This window comes from Pseudomonas cremoris, from assembly GCF_014230465.1.
Window position 1 is genome coordinate 767,356 of record NZ_JAAXCY010000001.1, and the last position, 18,379, is coordinate 785,734.

General features: G+C 60.0%; 15 protein-coding genes and 3 pseudogenes. 7 read left to right on the top strand and 11 right to left on the bottom strand.

What is annotated here, in order from left to right; translation table 11 throughout:
- The first annotated feature begins 8 nt into the window (after positions 1-8).
- Positions 9-314: an IS66-like element accessory protein TnpA gene (gene tnpA, locus HF257_RS03530; protein WP_047302739.1), complete on the top strand. Its 306-nt coding sequence runs from the start codon at positions 9-11 to the stop codon at positions 312-314.
- A gap of 62 nt (positions 315-376) precedes the next feature.
- On the opposite strand, the pseudogene HF257_RS03535 reads toward tnpA (HF257_RS03530), so the two are convergent.
- A pseudogene (locus tag HF257_RS03535) lies at positions 377-940 on the bottom strand (IS30 family transposase); the annotation flags it as partial.
- Positions 941-1,265: 325 nt separating this feature from the next.
- Between HF257_RS03535 and HF257_RS33770 the strand changes: the two are divergent.
- The 4 genes and pseudogenes from HF257_RS33770 to HF257_RS33495 form a co-directional block, all read left to right on the top strand.
- Positions 1,266-1,595 (top strand): annotated as a pseudogene (locus HF257_RS33770) (PAS domain-containing protein); the annotation flags it as partial.
- 150 nt (positions 1,596-1,745) lie between these two features.
- A complete protein-coding gene (locus tag HF257_RS03540; RefSeq protein WP_411829050.1) occupies positions 1,746-2,831 on the top strand; it encodes a methyl-accepting chemotaxis protein in 1,086 nt (361 codons plus the stop codon).
- A gap of 43 nt (positions 2,832-2,874) precedes the next feature.
- Positions 2,875-5,739 carry a bifunctional diguanylate cyclase/phosphodiesterase gene (locus HF257_RS33425; RefSeq protein WP_198342814.1) on the top strand — a complete coding sequence of 955 codons (2,865 nt, stop codon included), beginning with the start codon at positions 2,875-2,877 and terminating at the stop codon, positions 5,737-5,739.
- A gap of 137 nt (positions 5,740-5,876) precedes the next feature.
- The gene (locus tag HF257_RS33495; RefSeq protein WP_078466174.1) at positions 5,877-6,053 is read left to right on the top strand and encodes a diguanylate cyclase domain-containing protein; all 177 of its coding nucleotides are present in this window, start codon (positions 5,877-5,879) and stop codon (positions 6,051-6,053) included.
- Positions 6,054-6,232: 179 nt separating this feature from the next.
- Here HF257_RS33495 and tnpC read toward each other — a convergent pair whose 3' ends face one another.
- The 10 genes from tnpC to acs form a co-directional block, all read right to left on the bottom strand.
- On the bottom strand, positions 6,233-7,780 hold the full coding sequence (gene tnpC, locus HF257_RS03555) for an IS66 family transposase (RefSeq protein WP_060772731.1): 1,548 nt from the start codon (positions 7,778-7,780) through the stop codon (positions 6,233-6,235).
- A 61-nt stretch (positions 7,781-7,841) separates the two neighbouring features.
- The gene (gene tnpB, locus HF257_RS33275) at positions 7,842-8,177 is read right to left on the bottom strand and encodes an IS66 family insertion sequence element accessory protein TnpB (protein WP_010562499.1); all 336 of its coding nucleotides are present in this window, start codon (positions 8,175-8,177) and stop codon (positions 7,842-7,844) included.
- Positions 8,174-8,491: an IS66-like element accessory protein TnpA gene (tnpA, locus tag HF257_RS33500; protein WP_073665984.1), complete on the bottom strand. Its 318-nt coding sequence runs from the start codon at positions 8,489-8,491 to the stop codon at positions 8,174-8,176. Before tnpA (HF257_RS33500) ends, tnpB begins: the two co-directional genes overlap by 4 nt.
- Before the next feature lie 272 nt (positions 8,492-8,763).
- The gene (argR, locus tag HF257_RS03570) at positions 8,764-9,744 is read right to left on the bottom strand and encodes a transcriptional regulator ArgR (protein ID WP_185703167.1); all 981 of its coding nucleotides are present in this window, start codon (positions 9,742-9,744) and stop codon (positions 8,764-8,766) included.
- A 248-nt stretch (positions 9,745-9,992) separates the two neighbouring features.
- A complete protein-coding gene (locus tag HF257_RS03575; RefSeq protein WP_185703165.1) occupies positions 9,993-10,757 on the bottom strand; it encodes an ABC transporter ATP-binding protein in 765 nt (254 codons plus the stop codon).
- A gap of 27 nt (positions 10,758-10,784) precedes the next feature.
- Complete coding sequence (locus HF257_RS03580) at positions 10,785-11,897, bottom strand: succinylglutamate desuccinylase/aspartoacylase family protein (RefSeq protein ID WP_185703163.1); 1,113 nt, start codon at positions 11,895-11,897, stop codon at positions 10,785-10,787.
- A 1-nt stretch (position 11,898) separates the two neighbouring features.
- A complete protein-coding gene (locus tag HF257_RS03585; protein ID WP_159961329.1) occupies positions 11,899-12,597 on the bottom strand; it encodes an ABC transporter permease in 699 nt (232 codons plus the stop codon).
- Positions 12,594-13,283, bottom strand: a complete 690-nt coding sequence (locus HF257_RS03590) for an ABC transporter permease (RefSeq protein WP_010208305.1) — start codon at positions 13,281-13,283, stop codon at positions 12,594-12,596. The genes HF257_RS03585 and HF257_RS03590 overlap by 4 nt, the downstream gene beginning before the upstream one ends.
- A gap of 91 nt (positions 13,284-13,374) precedes the next feature.
- Positions 13,375-14,160: an ABC transporter substrate-binding protein gene (locus HF257_RS03595; protein ID WP_185703161.1), complete on the bottom strand. Its 786-nt coding sequence runs from the start codon at positions 14,158-14,160 to the stop codon at positions 13,375-13,377.
- 694 nt (positions 14,161-14,854) lie between these two features.
- Positions 14,855-16,810 (bottom strand): acetate--CoA ligase, encoded by a 1,956-nt coding sequence (gene acs, locus HF257_RS03600; protein ID WP_017734150.1) that lies wholly within the window; start codon positions 16,808-16,810, stop codon positions 14,855-14,857.
- Positions 16,811-17,207: 397 nt separating this feature from the next.
- Here acs and HF257_RS03605 point away from each other — a divergent pair, with 397 nt between their 5' ends.
- Both HF257_RS03605 and HF257_RS03610 read left to right on the top strand, forming a co-directional pair.
- Positions 17,208-17,477 carry a DUF2790 domain-containing protein gene (locus HF257_RS03605; protein ID WP_026136438.1) on the top strand — a complete coding sequence of 90 codons (270 nt, stop codon included), beginning with the start codon at positions 17,208-17,210 and terminating at the stop codon, positions 17,475-17,477.
- A gap of 556 nt (positions 17,478-18,033) precedes the next feature.
- Positions 18,034-18,379 (top strand): annotated as a pseudogene (locus tag HF257_RS03610) (ribonucleotide-diphosphate reductase subunit beta); the annotation flags it as partial.

Sequence of the window (18,379 nt, forward strand, 5' to 3'; positions counted from 1 at the left end):
GGTCTTTCATGCAGCCACAACGCCGTTCCTACTCCAAATCCTTCAAGGCCCAGATTATTCAAGAGTGCGCCCAGCCCGGGGCCTCGATTGCCAGCGTTGCGCTGAGCCACAGCCTCAACGCAAACCTCGTCCATAAATGGATCCGAGTGCACACGCAGAAAGCCATGGCGCTGCAACCTGCTTTCATTCCTCTGTCCTTGCAGGCTATTGGGACAAAGTCGGATTCCGCGTCATCGACTATCTGTCTGGAAATCCCACACCCGAGCGGTACCATCAAAGTGAACTGGCCGACCGAAAGCGCCGCTGCCTGGTAGCCGACCGCGCAACACGGTGCAATATCACCATATCTACCAGGAACTGCTCTCTGTGGGTCGGCGCTGGCGCGCACCACCAACGTGCCTACAGACGAGGCGTTAGCCTTACCCTTGGTCAGGTCGCCTCCCAATACCCCGGCATCAGCCGGTCTTCGATCTCCGGCGGACGCACATGAATGCTGACCATCTCAGGGATCAGGCCGCGCCGATCCACACCGCCATAGCGCGGTCTGCGCGTCGTCTTGCTTTGGCGCAGGCAGATGATAAGCTCCTTGCGCAGTTCACCGACCGGCAGGGCATAGATCGCGTTATTGATCGTCTTGCGACAGACGTAGGCCTCTCTGAGGTTGGGAGTCTTCATGCTGCGCATGCTTGCGGGCAATCTGATCGGGAGACAAACGCTCACGCAGCAGATGGGCCACCAACTCGAAGCGCTCGCTACCCAGCAACAGCTTTCGCATCGGTCGACAAACCTAGCGGCGGGCCTGCATCTGCTGCCGGGCCGCACGGGCCGAGTAACAACCGCAGGCATCTCGATTGCGGCGCAGCTCCCGGCTGATGGTCGAAGGGGATCGGGTGATCAAGCAGGTAATCCTACGCAGGCTGAAACCTTGGGCATGACCGATTTAAATGACGCGCTCTTCAACGCTGAGTTCGGAGTAAGACATAGGGGCAGCACCGTACCGGAAAGGCCAGGTGCTGCACTCAACTTTTGCCGCCGCAGGTCGACAACTGTTTGCCAGCCCTAATACCTATCAAGGGGGAGCACTCTTCGACAGTTGTGACTATCAGGCTGTTCACCTGTCTTTTAGCCCCCCCTCTATGGGGGGAGCATCAAGAGGGGTGCCTGCTAATGTGAAAAAGTTTGACTAAACGATCAGCTTACAGAGCCGACTAGACCCACTGCCTCCCAGGCTATCGATGTGCCTATCATTCAGGTGAGCCCTCCCCATGCGAATCAATCAACCACTCAGCGGCCGCGAACGCAGTTTCCCAGCAGAACAGCACCTCATTTCCGCCACCGATACCCGCGGGATCATCACGTACTGCAACGACGAGTTCGCCGAGATCAGCGGATTTACCCGCGAGGAATTGGTCGGCAGCCCGCACAACCTAGTGCGTCACCCGGATATGCCGCCTGCCGTGTTCGCTCATATGTGGGACTACCTAAAATCCGGACGCAGCTGGATGGGCATCGTCAAGAACCGCTGCAAGAACGGCGATCACTATTGGGTCAGCGCCTATGTCACGCCCATCCAGGAAAACGGCCGGGTCGTCGGCTACGAGTCGGTGCGCAGCAAACCCAACAGCGAGCAGGTGCGCCGTGCCGAAGCGCTCTACGCGCGCCTGAACCAGGGGCGCCCGGCCATCGGCCGTGGCGAGGCATTCGCGCAACTGGCACGCTTCTTCGTGCTGCCGCTGCTCGGTGTAGTGAGCGGCGCGGCGCTCTGGAGCCTGGAATTGCCCGGCACGGCGTTGCTGCTGACCTTGGTCCTGCTTGGGCTGCAGGGTTTTGCCAGCCTGCACAACTCCAGCCAGCTGCTCGGCCGGGCTCGTGCAGTAGCGCCAAAAACATTCGACAGCCCGCTGGTGGCCCGCACCTACAGCGATGCCTCCGGGCCACTGGCGCTGCTGCACCTGGCACTGATCAGCGAGGATGCACGGATTCGCACGGCGCTTTGCCGCCTGGGAGACTTCGCCGACCAGACCGCCGCCCTGGCCAAGGAAAACGGCCGCCTCAACGAGCAGGCCGAACGTGCCCTGCAGGCCCAGCGCAATGAAGCTGACCAGGCCGCCACGGCGATGCACGAGATGGCCGCGTCGATCAATCAGGTCTCCAGCCACGTCCAGCAAACCGCTCAGGAAGCACGTCAGGCCAGTGAACTGGCTATGGCCGGCGCCCAGCAGTCGCAGCAAAGCCGCCAGGTCATCGAGCAACTGGCGCAGACTGTCGATGGCATCGGCCAATCGGTGCAGTCACTGGCCGATGAAACCGCTTCCATCCAGCAAGCCGCCAGCATGATCCACGCGATTGCCGAGCAGACCAACCTGCTGGCCCTGAATGCCGCCATCGAAGCAGCCCGCGCCGGTGAGCAGGGCCGTGGCTTTGCCGTAGTGGCCGACGAAGTGCGCGCCCTGGCCTCCAAGACCCGCCAGTCTACCGACGTCATCCAGGGCATCATCACGGGCCTGCATAAGGAAACCGAACGTGCCTTGAGCGTAGCTCGCGCCGGCAGCGAGGAAGCGCGTAACGGCGTGGCGCGGGTAGCGCAAACCGAACAGTCGCTACAGGGCATCAGCCAGACGGTCGACAACATCCATCAGATGGCCGAGCAGATGGCCGCTGCCGCCGAACAGCAGAGTCTGGTCGCTGAGGATATTGCCCGGCAGATCAACTCGATTTCCCAGGCCACCAACGACAATGCCGAAGTCACCGGCAATAGCGCGCGCCTAGGCAGCCAGCTACAGTCCACTGCAGGCTCCCTGCACGCGCTGGTCGAGCGTTTCAACAGTTAATAATCCTGCACAACGGGCGCTAGCAGCGCCCCCGGACAACGCCTTGCAGCCTCTCTATCTGAACCACCGCAGTCTGGCTCTGAGCACCTGCGCCCTGGCCTTGGTACTGATGGCCCTGGCCCTGAGCCTGCCTCCGATTGCCATCTTCACTGCCCGTCCGGCCGACTACCTCTCGGTGCATATCCTGCTGGAAATGTTCGCCATCAGCGTCTCGCTGATGATTGTGACTATTGCTTGGAATACCCCTGATCATGACGCCGAGCCCATAGCTCAGACCTTGGTCTTCGGCTTCGCCAGCGTGGCCGGCCTGGACATGTTGCATACCCTGTATTTCGCCGGCATGCCGGGGCTGGTGGTGGATGGCAGTACCAACACGGCGATCTTTTTCTGGCTCAGCAGCCGTGCGGTCGAGGTGGCCGTTCTCTGCCTGGCAGCCCTGTCGTTGCGCCTACCCGGCAGCCGCAATGCCTGGCTGATAGCAGGCATTGTCCTGGTCGCCGCCCTGTTCCTGATCGCCACTCAGCGCCCACAATGGCTGCCGCTGAGCTATATCCCCGGCAGCGGCCTGACGCCACTGAAGAACACCTGCGAACTCATCCTGTGCGTCGCCAACCTGGGCCTGGCCCTGTGGTTCTTCCTGCGTAGCCGCAAGACTCAGAGCAGCCGCGATCTATGGCTGGGCGCGGCCTGTTTCATTACCGCGATGGGCGGCCTGGCGTTTACCCAATACCGAACGACTTCGGAATTCATCAACCTGTTCGGCCACATCTATAAGGTGGCCGCCTACTGCTTCTTCTACCTGGCTGCCTTCCAGATTGCCGTGCGCAAACCCTATCGTTTGCTGGAAGTGCGTGAGCAGCGCATTCGCGAACAGGAAACCGAACTGCACAACCTGCTGAGCAACCTGCCGGTTGGCATCGCCCGCCTGGATGAGCACCTGCACCTGCGCTATGCCAACCCGACGCTAATCCGCAGCCAGGATCGTCGTCCGGAAAGCGTGATCGGCCAAACCATCGGCGATCTGCTGCTGGACGACGTTGCCGAGCAGATCAGACCACACCTGATCAAAGCCCTCGACGGCATACGCAGCGACCTGGACCTGCAATACCTGCGCCCGGACGGCAACAGCGCCTATGCCTCCTGCCTGGTGGTGCCGGAACGCCAGGTCAGCGGCCGCGAAGCCGGGGTGCTGGCGATTTTCACCGACACCAGCGAACGCGAGCACAATCGCCGACAGTTGATTGACTCACTGCGTGAAATCGCCGAGATCAAGGCCGCCCTGGATGCCCACGCCATCGTCGCCATCACCGATGCCCGCGGGGTAATCACCCAGGTTAACGACAAGTTCTGCGCCATTTCCCAATACGCCCGCAGTGAACTGGTCGGCCGCACCCACAAAATGATCAACTCCGGCCATCATCCGCGCGAATTTTTCCAGGACCTGTGGCGCACCATCAGCCATGGCGAGGTGTGGAGTGGCGAGGTGTGCAACCGCGCCAAGGACGGCTCGCTGTACTGGGTGCAGAGCACCATCATGCCCTTCATCGGCAAGGATGGCCTGCCCGAGCAGTACATCGCCATCCGCGCCGACATCACCAAGCGCAAGCGCATCGAAGAAGCCGCCCAGCGCATGGCCCTGCACGACGCCCTCACCGGCCTGGCCAACCGCCGCCTGATGAGCGAACGCCTGATCCGCGCCCTGCACAACAGCCAACGGCATAATCAGCACGGTGCCCTGTTGCTGATGGACCTGGACCACTTCAAGGAAATCAACGACACCCTCGGCCACCCGATCGGCGACCAGCTGCTCAAGGAAGTGGCCGTGCGCCTGCAGGGCACCCTGCGCCAGAGCGACACGGTGGCGCGCCTGGGCGGCGACGAGTTCGTGGTGATCATCGAAGAGCTGGGCAACAGCCAGGAAAGCGCCATGCACCATGCCAGCGATACTGGCGAGAAGATCCGCCAGGTGCTGTCCGCGCCCTATCAGCTCCACGACCATATGGCGCAGATCACCCCGAGCATTGGCGTGGTGTTGTTCGATGGCACGCTGCAGAACGCCGACGAACTGATCAAGCGGGCCGACATGGCGCTGTACAAAGCCAAGGATGCCGGGCGCGACCAGCTGTGCTTCTTCGATAACGCCCTGCAGAGCGAAATCAACCAGCGCGCCCTGCTGCAGCGGGACCTGCGCCTGGCCCTGGAGCAGGATGAGCTGCGCCTGTTCTACCAATCGGTAGTCGACGCCGACGAGCAGATCCTCGGCTTTGAGGCCCTGCTGCGTTGGCAAAACCCGCAGCGCGGCCTGGTTTCCACGGCGCAGTTCATTCCCCTGGCCGAGGAAAGCGGCCTGATTATTCCGATCGGCCAATGGGTACTGGCCACCGCCTGCCGCCAGCTGGCCGAGTGGCAGCACGACCCCATGCGCCAGGTCTGGACCATTGCCGTGAATATCAGCGCCCGCCAGCTCAGCCAGGCCGATTTCGTCCAGCAGGTGCTGCAGGTGCTGGCCAGCAGCGGCGCACCGGCCAACCGCCTGCGCCTGGAAATCACCGAATCCATGCTGCAACACGACCTGACGGTAACCATCGGCAAGATGCAGGCACTGCGCCAGGTCGGCGTGCGCTTCTCGCTGGACGACTTCGGCACCGGCTATTCGTCCATGAGCTACCTCAAGCACATGCCGCTGGATCAGCTGAAGATCGACAAGTCCTTCGTCGACGAAATCCTCACCGACAACACCGACAGCGCCATCGCTCACACCGTGGTGACCCTGGCGCAAAACCTCGGCCTGGAGGTGGTAGCCGAAGGCGTGGAGCAGCGCGAACAACTGGAGTTGCTGATTGCTATCGGCTGCCGAGCGTTCCAAGGTTACCTGTTTGGTAAGCCGGAACCGATCACCCGAACATAAGGGGAAATTAGCGTGTAAGGCTGAGCTGTAAATGAAGTTGTCAGCGAAGGTTATAAAGCCGTCGCTGAATGAGATCGAACTCAGACTGGAGATCTGTTTTAGTCGCTCATTCGACAAGCGTCTGCGTGAGTTAGCCCGTGTCCAGGAGACCGTTCACGCACCCCATTGAAATCCTAGGGCACAGCCTAGTCGTGTCAGCCAGCCTGGGGGTCGCCATCGCGCCCAAAGATGGGCAATGCACGAACGATCTCATCATGCATGCAGATCTGGCCATGTACCGCGCCAATGAAAGCCTTCCGCGAATACTTCCGTAACTCTTTTTTGGCACAGCAGCTCGTCAGCACTAGGCGATAAATTGCCGGCGGCGAATCGCCATGACACAGAGAAGCAACCCGATGTTTGCTAACGCCGGACTTGGTGAGCACCATGAGCGCCATCAACGGTCGCTGGGGGCGCGGAACTGTAAGCGTCTGCCGAACTCACCTTGCGTAATTCAGGCGGGTGCCCATTGATGCGGCAGTAGTTGGCCAATCTCGCTGGCCCGCTGTGTCGGCAGCCGCATCAGCACATCCTTCAGGTAGGCGTACGGATCATGCCCATTCATCCGCGCCGACTGGATCAGGCTCATGATCGCCGCCGCCCGTTTGCCGCTGCGCAGCGACCCGGCAAACAGCCAGTTCGAGCGTCCAAGGGCCCATGGTCGAATCTGGTTCTCGACCTGATTGTTGTCGATAGGCACGGCGCCGTCGTCCAGATAGCGCGTCAGCGCTAACCAGCGTTTTAGGCTGTAATCCAGGGCTTTTGCCGTGGCTGATCCGTTGGGCACCCGATCACGCTGGGCCAGCATCCAGTTATGCAGCGCATCGAGGATTGGTGAAGACTTTTCCTGCCGTATTCGCCAGCGTTCTTCATCGCTCATGTGCCGTGCTTGCCGCTCGATTTCATACAGCCCGGCAATGGAGTGCAGCGCCTGTTCGGCTAACTGGCTTTTGTTCGCTGCGTGCAGATCGAAAAATTTGCGGCGGGCGTGGGCCATGCAGCCAATTTCGGTGATGCCCTGCTCGAAGCTGGCCTTGTAGCCGGCGAAGTCGTCGCAGACCAGCTTGCCACTCCACTGACCCAGAAAATTGCGCGCATGCTCACCAGCCCGGCTGGGGCTGAAGTCATACACCACGGCCTTCAGGTCGGCGAAGGGTGTGGTGCAGTATGCCCAGACGTAAGCCCGGTGGGTTTTCTTCTCGCCAGGGGCCAGCATTTGCACGGGGGTTTCGTCGGCGTGGATCACGCCTTGCGCCAGTACCGCCTCGCGCAGGGCGTCGACCAATGGTTGGAGCTGTACGCCGGTGTGTCCGACCCACTGCGCCAGCGTCGAGCGGGCGATGGCCAGGCCAGCGCGCCCAAAAATCTTTTCTTGCCTATACAGCGGCAGGTGGTCGGCAAATTTGGCCACCATCACGTGAGCCAGCAGGCCGGCAGTGGGGATGCCCTTGTCGATCACCTGGGCTGGTACCGGCGCCTGGATCAGTGTTTCGCACTGACGGCAGGCCCATTTGCCACGCACGTGCTGTTCGACGGTGAACACGCCCGGCGTGTAATCCAGCTTTTCGCTGATGTCTTCGCCGATGCGTTGCAGCTGGCAGCCGCAGGTGCATTGAGTGTTCTGCGGCTCGTGACGGATCACAGTACGCGGAAACTGGGCTGGCAGCGGTGCGCGCTTGGGCTGTTGGCGGGGTTCAGCCGGAGCCGCCGGAGGATTGAGGGTTTTCAGTTCCGCCTCGATAGCGGCAATGTCCGTGTCGAGCAAATCATCCAGCAGGCTGCCCTGGTCAGGGCTTAGTTGCTCGCTACGCTTGGCGAACTTGTATCGCTTGAACCAGGCGATTTCATGGGTGAGCTGCTCGATGACGGTTTGATCGCGGTCGATCTTCTTGCCCATCGTTTCAACCGTCTTACCCAACGTGTCGACTTGCGACAGCAACTGCGCAGCGAGTGCGCGCAGTTGCTCAGGTGTCAGTTGGTCGAGATTGGGCGAGGAAGTCATGCCGCTGATTGTGCCAGAGCAGGCGATCAGCGCAGATAAAGCGATGGGCTAATGGCCGGCGCTACAGCACTGTGATCGCACCGGCTGCACCAACCCGCTGCCAAGGTAAACCGAGCACCAAAGCCTGAAGCTGCTCGGTGTCGAGTTCAACTTCCGAGCCGCGGTGGATGCCTGGCCAGTGAAACTTGCCCTGGTTCAATCGCCGCGCGGCCAGCCAGATCCCTACACCGTCATGCACCAACACTTTCATGCGGTTGGCGCGGCGGTTGGCGAACAGATAAGCACAGTGCGGCTTCGCCGCACCGAATACCTCCACTACACGGGCCAATGCGGTCTCGGTGCCGGCGCGCATGTCCATCGGCTCAGTGGCAAGCCAGATGCTATCGATGCGGATCACGGGGCAAGCCCCCGGACAAAGCGGGCGCAGCCGTCAGGATCGGACACTGGCCATTTCACTGTGACTGACTGCTCGCCAAGCGATAGCTCAATAATCACCGATGCTGCAGTCGGCCGTTTGGGCGTAGCCCTCAATGGAACGAACGCCGACAACACCGCGGGTAGCTGATCTCGGTAAAGCGGTAGCCATTTTCGAATGACGTTGGCGTTGATGCCATGGCGGATGGCAACGCTGGAGACGGTCGCACCCGGTTGTAGGCATTCCTGAACGACCTGGACCTTGAACGGTTTGGGGTAAGAGCTTCGTTGGCGCATGGAAATCCTAACGTTAAGGACGATCGCGTCCGCTTAAAAATACGCGGACACCATCGCCCTTAATGCTGGAGTTCGGAAGGTGACTTGGCTGGACGCTTACCTTTCACGACGAGTCCGACCTGAGCAACAACCCCTGGTCACGGCAGAGCCTGGATCGACTGAGGCAGTATTACGTGCAGACGGGGATTGACTTCCAGATCCACGAAATCACCGTGGACGGCAACGGCGACCCCGTGATGCAACTGCCCGAGGAGCCTATGGAGGAATAAGCCCTAGCCGCGCTCGGCGGGCACCGACGATAACTCGAACGGGCTGCTGCTACGCCGCTGGTTACGGTCTTCACGGGGGGTGGCGCCAAAGAAATTGCGGTAGGCACTGGAGAAATGCGGCCCCGAGGAGAAGCCGCATGACAGGCCAATCTGGATGATCGACTTGCTGGTTTGCATGAGCATCTGGCGGGCCTTGTTCAGGCGCAGTTCCAGGTAGTACTGGCTGGGGACGCGGTTGAGGTATTGCTTGAAGATGCGTTCGAGTTGTCGTCGCGACACGCAAACATGCTGGGCGATTTCGTCGGTGGTCAGCGGTTCTTCGATATTGGCTTCCATCAACAATACGGCCTGGGTCAGCTTGGGATGGCTGGAGCCCAGGCGGTTTTGCAGAGGAATACGCTGGCGTTCGCCGCCTTCGCGGATGCGCTCCACCACCAATTCTTCGGAGACCGCACCGGCCAGTTCAGCGCCGTGATCACGGGCCAGCACCGCCAACAGCAGGTCGAGTACCGACATGCCACCGCAGGCGGTGAGGCGGTCGCGGTCCCAGTCGAACAGGTGGCTGGTGGCAATGACCTTGGGGAAGCGTTCGGCGAAATCGTCCTGCCAGCGCCAATGCACGGCGGCGCGGTAGCCGTCGAGCAAGCCAAGTTGGGCCAGCGGGTACACACCGGCCGACAAACCGCCGATCACACACCCGGCGCGCACCAGTTGCTTGAGGGCAGTACTAAGCTGGGAGGCAATAGCCGTCGGTGGTTCATCCGCCAGCAGGAACAGCTTCTGGAAACCTTCCAGCTTGCCGGCCCACGGTTCACCCGGCAGTTGCCAGGCGCCCTCGGTGGCAGGTTCGGCGAGCAGGAACGACAACTCGTAGACCACGTCCGGATGCACCCGTTGAGCAACGCGCAAGGCCTCCTCAGCCAGCGCAAGCGTGAGTGCTTTTGTGCTGGGCCAAATCAGGAAACCAATTTTGTGGGCGGTCATGGAGTGCTATCCGAAGCCAGTAACAGTAATGAAGACAAAGGCCAATGCTAGCCCGTAATCGAGCACAAATCCTTAAAGTCGATGAAGATCCAAATGTGGGAGCGGGCTTGCTCGCGAATGCGGCGTGTCAGTCAATCCATCTGTATTTGATAGATCGCATTCGCGAGCAAGCCCGCTCCCACAGAGGATTGAGGTCGACTTCAAGACTGTGGAGCATGCACTAATTCAGTGCATAAAAGCAGCCTTGATTATTTCAAGCTACCGGACAAGAACTGCTGCAAACGCTCGGACTGCGGGTTCACCAGCACTTCACGCGGGTTGCCACGTTCTTCCACGATGCCTTTGTGCAAGAACACCAACTGGTTCGACACTTCACGAGCAAAGCCCATTTCGTGGGTCACCACCACCATGGTGCGGCCTTCCTGAGCCAGGTCCTGCATGACCTTGAGCACCTCGCCGACCAGTTCCGGGTCGAGGGCCGAGGTAGGTTCGTCGAACAGCATCACCTCCGGCTCCATCGCCAGGGCACGGGCGATTGCCACGCGCTGCTGTTCGCCACCGGACATGTGGCCCGGGAACGCATCCTTGCGGTGGCCCACGCCCACTTTGGCCAGGTAATGCTCGGCCTTTTCACGGGCTTCTTTTTTCGACATGCCCAGCACGTGCACCGGTGCTTCCATCACGTTTTCAAGCGCAGTCATGTGCGACCACAGGTTGAAATGCTGGAACACCATCGACAGGCGCGAACGCATGCGTTGCAGTTGTTTAGGGTCGGCGGCCTTCATGGCGCCGTCCTTGCTGGCCACCAGTTTCAGCTCTTCGTTGTTGAGCAGAATCTTGCCGGCATGGGGTTGCTCCAGCAGGTTGATGCAGCGCAAAAAGGTACTTTTGCCCGAACCACTGGAACCGATGATGCTGATCACATCACCGGCAGCGGCGGCCAGGGATACACCTTTGAGCACTTCATGACTGCCATAGCGTTTATGCAGGTCTTGGACTTCAAGTTTGTACATGCGGTCGGTTCTCACAAAAACAGGTGGTCAGTCGTTGAGCAAGCGCCCGTGACGCAGCGCTTCGCGCCCCGCCACCTTGGCCAGCCAGAAACCCGCTTGGGCATAACGTAGCCGTTCAACGGCAAACAACACCCCGGTCGTGCCCGCGCAAACAGTGCTCACGCGGTCTTCCAGGGGATCAATCACTTCAAAAATCGGTTCGCCGGCTTCTACCCAGTCACCGGCTTTACACAGGTAACTGATCACCCCGGCGTGGGGTGCAAAAAGCAATTCAGTGCCTTCGAAGGGCACGCCTTCGCAAGGCTCGTGTTGCGGTGCCGGCCATTCGCCCTTGATCAAGCCTTGTTCGGCGAGGAACGCGAGGATCCCTTCGGCATGGAAGATCGCCTCGTCACGGCCCGTATCGGCTTGCCCGCCCAACTCCAGGGTGGTCGCCAGGCACGCCAACGGGATCTGCGCCTCGGGGAACGTGCGGGACAAACGCAGCCACGGCAGCGAACAGGCTTCGTCAAACGAGCTGCCGCCGGAGTCTTCCGCCAGCAACCCGACTTTCACATTCAAGTGTGCCGACAGCGAGCGCCACTGCGGCCAATGCTGCGGCAACGCGTACATGTGCAGCGCAGCTTCGGCGTCGCAGTGCAGGTCCAAGACCACGTCGGCGGTGCAGGCGTGACTCAGCAAGATGCGTTGCATGCCTTGCAACTGGCTGCTTGGCGCGGGCAACGCGTCGAGGGCATCGCTCATGGCCTGGCGAATCAGGCGTACGTTGGCGTGGGGATCATCCCCCAGCTTGCCGCCGAGCAACGCTGCAACCGGCTCGCTCAACTCAACGAAGTCACGGTTGAAATTCTTGCCGCTGCCGATCTCGAAACGCCCCTGATGGCTGCCTTGCAGCAACTGGCCGAGGCCCATCGGGTTGGCGACCGGCACCAACTCGATCACGCCGTTAAGGGCGCCTTGCTCTTCAAGTTCAGCGAGGCGCTTCTTTAGCTCCCACGCGGCACGCATGCCGGGCAACTCATCGGCGTGCAGGCTGGCCTGGATATAGGCCTTGCGCTCGCCCTTGCCAAAACGGAATACGCTCAGCTGGCGCTCGCAGCCCAGGTGGCCCCAGGGCAACAGGTGATCGATACGTTGCATATCAGTGCTTCCGTGGAGCCAGGTAGCTCAGCCAGCGGCGCTCGGCCAACTTGAACAGGCGCACCAGGATGAAAGTCAGGCACAGGTAGAACAGACCGGCAGTGATATAGGCTTCGAACGGCAAGTAGAACTGGGCGTTCACCGTGCGCGCGGCACCGGTGATGTCGATCAAGGTGACGATGGAGGCCAGGCTGGTAGTCTGCAGCATCATGATCACTTCGTTGCTGTACTGCGGCAGCGCGCGGCGCAAGGCCGATGGCAACAGGATGCGGCGGTATAGCTTGTAGCGCGACATGCCCATGGCCTTGGCCGCTTCGATCTCGCCATTGGGCGTGGCCTTGAGGCTACCGGCAATGATCTCGGCGGTGTAGGCACTGGTGTTGATCGCAAACGCCAGGCACGCACAGAACGTGGCGCTGGACAGCAGCGGCCACAGGAAGCTTTCACGGACTGCTTCGAACTGGGCCAGGCCGTAGTAGATCAAGAACAGCTGCACCAGCATCGGCGTGCCGCGGATCACGTAGGTGTAGAGCCAGGCCGCGCCGTTGACGATCGGCTGCTTGGACACACGCATCAAGCCCAAGGGCAAGGCGGCGAGCAGGCCGAAAAACAACGAGATGGCGAGCAGTTTCAGGGTGGTCAGCAGGCCGCCAAGGTACAGCGGCATGGCCTCCCAGATGACGTTGTAGTCGAAGATCATAGATCAGCCGCCCTTACGCCTACCGAGTAGCGCTTCTCAAGATGACGCAGGGCCAGCAACGACACGCTGGTGATCACCAGGTACATCGCCGCCACTGCGAGGAAGAAGGTAAAAGGCTCGCGGGTGGCATCTGCCGCCTGCTTGGCCTTGAACATCATGTCTTGCAAACCCACCACCGAGATCAGCGCGGTGGCCTTGGTGAGTACCAGCCAGTTGTTGGTGAAGCCGGGGATCGCCAGACGAATCATCTGCGGCACCATCACCCGGAAAAACACCTGGAAACTGCTCATGCCATACGCAAGGCCGGCCTCGGCCTGGCCCTTGGGAATGGCCATGAAGGCGCCACGGAAGGTTTCCGAGAGGTAGGCGCCAAAGATGAAACCCAGGGTGCCGATACCGGCGGCCAAGGGGTTCAAGTCGATATAGTCGTCATAGCCGAGCATCGGCGCGACGCGGTTAAGCAGGTCCTGGCCGCCGTAGAAAATCAGCAGGATCAGCACCAGGTCAGGGATCCCGCGGATCACCGTGGAGTACAAGTCACCCAGCCAGGCCAACCAGCGCACCGGCGACAGGCGCAACGCGACCCCGATCAGACCCAGAACAATGGCCAAGGCCATGGACGACAAGGCGAGCTGAAGCGTCAACCATGCGCCATCGAGGATGACGGCCCCGTAGCCTTTCAACATGATTCAGGTCCTCGAAAAGGGGGATGAAAAAATGGCGCAAACCTCAGGAATTCTGTTGCTTGCGCCATTGCGGACAGACAGCTGCGACGAGTTACTTAGGGTCAGCGCCGTAAATATCGAAGTCGAAGTACTTGTCCTGGATTTGCTTGTATTTGCCGTTGGCACGGATCGCTGCGATCGCCGCGTTGATCTTGTCCAGCTCGGCCTTGTCGCCTTTACGCACCGCGATGCCAATGCCGTCGCCGAAGTACTTGGCGTCGGTGAACTGTGGGCCCACGAACGCGTAGCCTTTACCGGCCGGGGTTTTCAGGAAGCCGTCTTGCAGCAGGGTGGCGTCAGCCACGGTACCGTCAAGGCGACCGGCTTCCACGTCCAGGTAGATTTCGTTCTGCGAGCTGTAAGGAACAACCGTGGCGCCTTTAGGGGCCAGGACTTCCTTGGCGAAGCGATCGTGGATCGAACCGCGCTGCACGCCAATTTTCTTGCCTTTCAATTCATCCAGGCTGTCGCTGACGGCGGTGCCTTCCTTCATCACCAGCTGTGCTGGGCTCAGGTAGTAGCGGTTGGTGAAGTCCACCGACTTCTTGCGGTCGTCAGTGATGGACATGGACGACAGGATCGCGTCGATCTTGCGCACTTTTAACGCAGGGATCAGGCCGTCGAACTCTTGCTCGACCCATACGCACTTGACCTTCATCTCTTCGCACAGGGCGTTGCCGATGTCGTAGTCAAAGCCCACGATGCTGCCATCCGGCGCCTTCGAGGCAAACGGAGGGTAAGCCGCTTCGATACCAATCTTCAGGGGCTTCTCATCAGCGAAAGCCTGCATGGACAGCACGGACAGCGCCAGGGCGCCCAACAGCACGAGTTTCTTCATCTTGGGACTCCATCGGTATAGGGCAAAACAGCAGTATGAGCCATGGCCCACGATGCGACTTAAGGGAAACCGAATTGCGGTGCTGCGTCCTACACAAGTTAAACCTGCGACGACGAGCGAGTGATCGGCATTCTAACGACAGGCCGGAAGCCGATATTTCCTCAATGCGACAACAATTTACAGAAGCACCGAGAAAGCGGGTCCAGCACATTGACAGCCTCTGAATTTTATGCAGAGACAAAAGATATTAAACCTGTTGATGCTGCAAATTGCGGGCCTATTATTCGCAAACCCTTCTAGCACGGCAAGTCTGGCGTTTAATCTTATTTCTGGGAGCGTCTGGAATGGGGCTTTTCGGGGCACAGGTGTAGCACATCGCCTCATGTTTGGGCGCTGGGTTACACATTTGGCAACAACGGTAACATTCAGAAATGCCCTACGAGAGAAACCGATATTTATTGGCCTGAAGGTTATGCAGGCTCGTCATACCACCACCGCCCTCGCTATGAAATGCAGTCCAAATGTGGGAGCGGGCTTGCTCGCGAATGCTGAGTGTCAGTCGCTGGAGATGTTGATTGACCCACCGCATTCGCGAGCAAGCCCGCTCCCACAGGGGATCTCCACTGTTTGCAAGATCCCACAAAAAAGCCCCATCCGGCTCACACCGAATGGGGCTCTGTATCACCAACCCGCCTTACGCCACATTCATGGTCTTGTGCGTCTCAATCAAATGCGCCACCACACCCGGGTCTGCCAGGGTGGAGATATCCCCCAGCCCGTCATACTCAGCCGTGGCAATCTTGCGTAAAATCCGCCGCATGATTTTCCCCGAGCGTGTCTTCGGCAAGCCCGGTGCCCACTGGATCACGTCCGGCGAAGCAATCGGCCCGATCTCTTTGCGCACCCAGTTTTTCAACTCCAGGCGCAGCGCTTCGTTCGGCTCTTCGCCATTCTTGAGGGTGACATACACATAGATGCCCTGCCCCTTGATGTCATGCGGCACACCGACCACCGCCGCTTCGGCGACTTTCGGGTGGGCGACCATGGCGCTTTCAATCTCGGCGGTCCCCATGCGGTGGCCCGACACGTTCAGCACGTCGTCCACACGCCCGGTGATCCACCAGTAGCCGTCTTCATCGCGACGGGCGCCGTCGCCGGTGAAGTACATGCCACGGAAGGTCTTGAAATAGGTATCGACGAAACGGTCATGGTCGCCGTACAGGGTACGGGCCTGGCCTGGCCACGAATCGAGGATCACCAGGTTGCCTTCGGCAGCGCCTTCGATGATGTTGCCCAGGTTGTCCACCAACGCTGGCACCACGCCGAAGAACGGCCGTGCCGCCGAACCCGGCTTGAGCGCATGGGCGCCCGGCAGCGGGCTCATCAAGGTAGCGCCGGTTTCGGTCTGCCACCAGGTGTCGACGATCGGGCAACGGGATTGGCCGACGTTCTTGTAGTACCAGTCCCACGCTTCTGGGTTGATCGGCTCACCCACCGAACCCAGCAGACGCAAGCTGCTGCCGTCCACGCCTTCGCAGGCGGCGGTGCCGGAAGCCATCATCGCGCGGATTGCGGTCGGGGCGGTGTAGAGGATGTTGACCTTGTGCTTGTCGACGATCTTGCCGACCCGAGTGATGTCCGGGTAGTTCGGCACGCCTTCGAACAGCAGCGTGGTCGCGCCATTGGCCAGCGGGCCGTAGACAATATAGGTGTGGCCAGTGACCCAGCCGACGTCGGCGGTGCACCAGTAGATCTCGCCTGGACGGTAGTCGAACACGCGCTCGTGGGTCAGCGCTGCGTAGAGCAGGTAGCCGCCGGTGGTGTGCTGCACGCCTTTAGGCTTGCCAGTAGAACCGGAGGTATAAAGGATGAACAGCGCTTCTTCGGCGCCCATTTCTTTGGGCGCACACACGGTGCCCGCCACTTTCATCAGGTCTTCGTACCAGATGTCGCGATGCTGATTCCATTTGATCGCGCCATTGGTGCGCTTGCACACGATGACTTTCTGGATGCTGCTGGTTTCCGGGTTGGTCAGGGCGTCGTCGACGTTGGCCTTGAGCGGAATCTTCTTACCGGCACGGATGCCTTCGTCGGCAGTGATCACTACCTTCGACTTACAGTCGATGATGCGACCGGCCAGGGCTTCCGGCGAAAAACCGCCAAACACCACGGAGTGAATCGCACCGATGCGGGTACAGGCCAGCATGGCGACCACGGCTTCGGGGATCATCGGCATATAGATAGTCACCACGTCGCCGCGATGCACGTCTTGGCCGCGCAGGGCGTTGGCGAACTTGCAGACTTCTTCATGCAACTCGCGGTAGGTGATGGTGCGGCTTTCGGAAGGGTCATCGCCTTCCCAGATGATGGCCGCCTGATCGCCACGCTCAGCGAGGTGACGGTCCAGGCAGTTGTAGGAAACGTTCAAGGTGCCATCGGCAAACCACTTGATGTCGACATGGTGATCGTCGAACGAGGTCTGCTTCACCGCGGTGAAAGGCTTGACCCAGTCAAGGCGCTTGGCTTGCTCACGCCAGAAGCCATCGGGGTTGACCACCGACTGCTGGTACATGGCCTTGTAGGTCGCCTCGTCAGTCAGCGTGTTGGCTGCTACTTCGGGGCGAACGGGGTACAGGGAAGCCGCACTCATCTTTCTTACCTCGGTGACAATAGTTGTTTTTGTATGCCCTGTTGTAGCCGGGGCTGCCCCATAGAACCATTCGACGATGGTAGTAACAAGCCCCTACAAATTGCCCTGACATCCGCGTTTGCGGCTCTAGCCCGCAGGCTGCGGCGCTTTGCGGCTTTGTGAAAAAAGCTTTACCACGGGATTGTTACAAAAACCGCCAATAGTGTTTATCAAAAGCACGGGTATATGAATATAACCCGCACGCCTAAAATCAACTCCGTCAACACGACACTGTGATTAACAACGCAACAGCCCCCACGAAGGCAACGTTAATCCGAACTTCCCAACTCTTAAGTTACACACGCGGCCTCACAAGGGCCCCGTGACCCCACTCGACCTAAATAAGGTAAACAGAGAAATGAAAGCTTTAGTAGTTATGGCCCTCAGCAGCTTGTGCGCCACCGCCGCCCTGGCCGACGAAGCCCCGACTGACGTAGCTAGCCGCAACGCCCCGATTGTCGAGGACTACACTTACAGCACCCACTTGGACGTTGCCAAAGTACTGTCGATGAGCAGCATTCCAGAAGTCTGCGAAGTGGTACCGGTAAAGATGGAATATGAAGATTCCCAAGGTCAGCGTCATATTCTTAATTACCATGTGATGGGCAATGGTTGCTCTAACGGATAACAACTTCGTTAGTTAACACCACACCCGACCTTACTCGCCGCAAGAAATCGTTCTTGCGGCAAAGAACCCACCTCTTGGCACACCCCAATCCAAATGTGGGAGCGGGCTTGTTCGCGAAAGCGGCGGCAGCCACACACACCCTCCTCCCCCAGCCACAAAACCCCGCCCACCACCCGTCAAAAAAATCCAACCCCAGCAAAGCCTTATAAACCCGCACTCTGGCCGAAAAACACACCATTCTGGCCGCCCACCGTGACCATCCGCCCCAACACAAACCGGTTTTTTTCCCCTACAATGCGCGGGTAAATCGGGCCTGCAATATCCCTTTACACTGGGATGAAGAGCCAGACCTGAGGCCTCCGCGCGAGCTTGCACCTACCGCTGCGCACCTCAAGCCTCAAGCAGTCCACCCGTAACCCAATTCCGTTTAATGCCTGCGCGAGCTGTTGCAACAAACGATTCCTTAAGATCCACCGCGGCCTCAGGGCCGTGTGAACACCCAACCATCCGGTTTCACACGGGCACCTTTGAGCCCTCACGCAGGAGACGACACGTCATGCTGAGCTGGGACGAATTCGATAAAGAAGAAGAAGGCGAAGTAGCCACCAAAGGCGCCAACGCTGGCCACGCCACCGAAGCCAACATGGACCGTCTCGACGGTGCAGGCGCTGCTGCTGCCATCGAAGCCCGCGCCGTCACCGCCAGTGACTCCGCCGCCATCATCCGCGCCAAGGCCGCCCTCGACAAACTCGACGTCGCCGAAGGCCTCGCCGAGCTGGAAGGCTCCGCCGCTCGCGTCGCCGTTGACGAAAAGCGCATGATCAACTGCCGCGCCGACCTCAACCAACTCGTGCCGTTCAAGTACGACTGGGCCTGGCAGAAATACCTCGACGGCTGCGCCA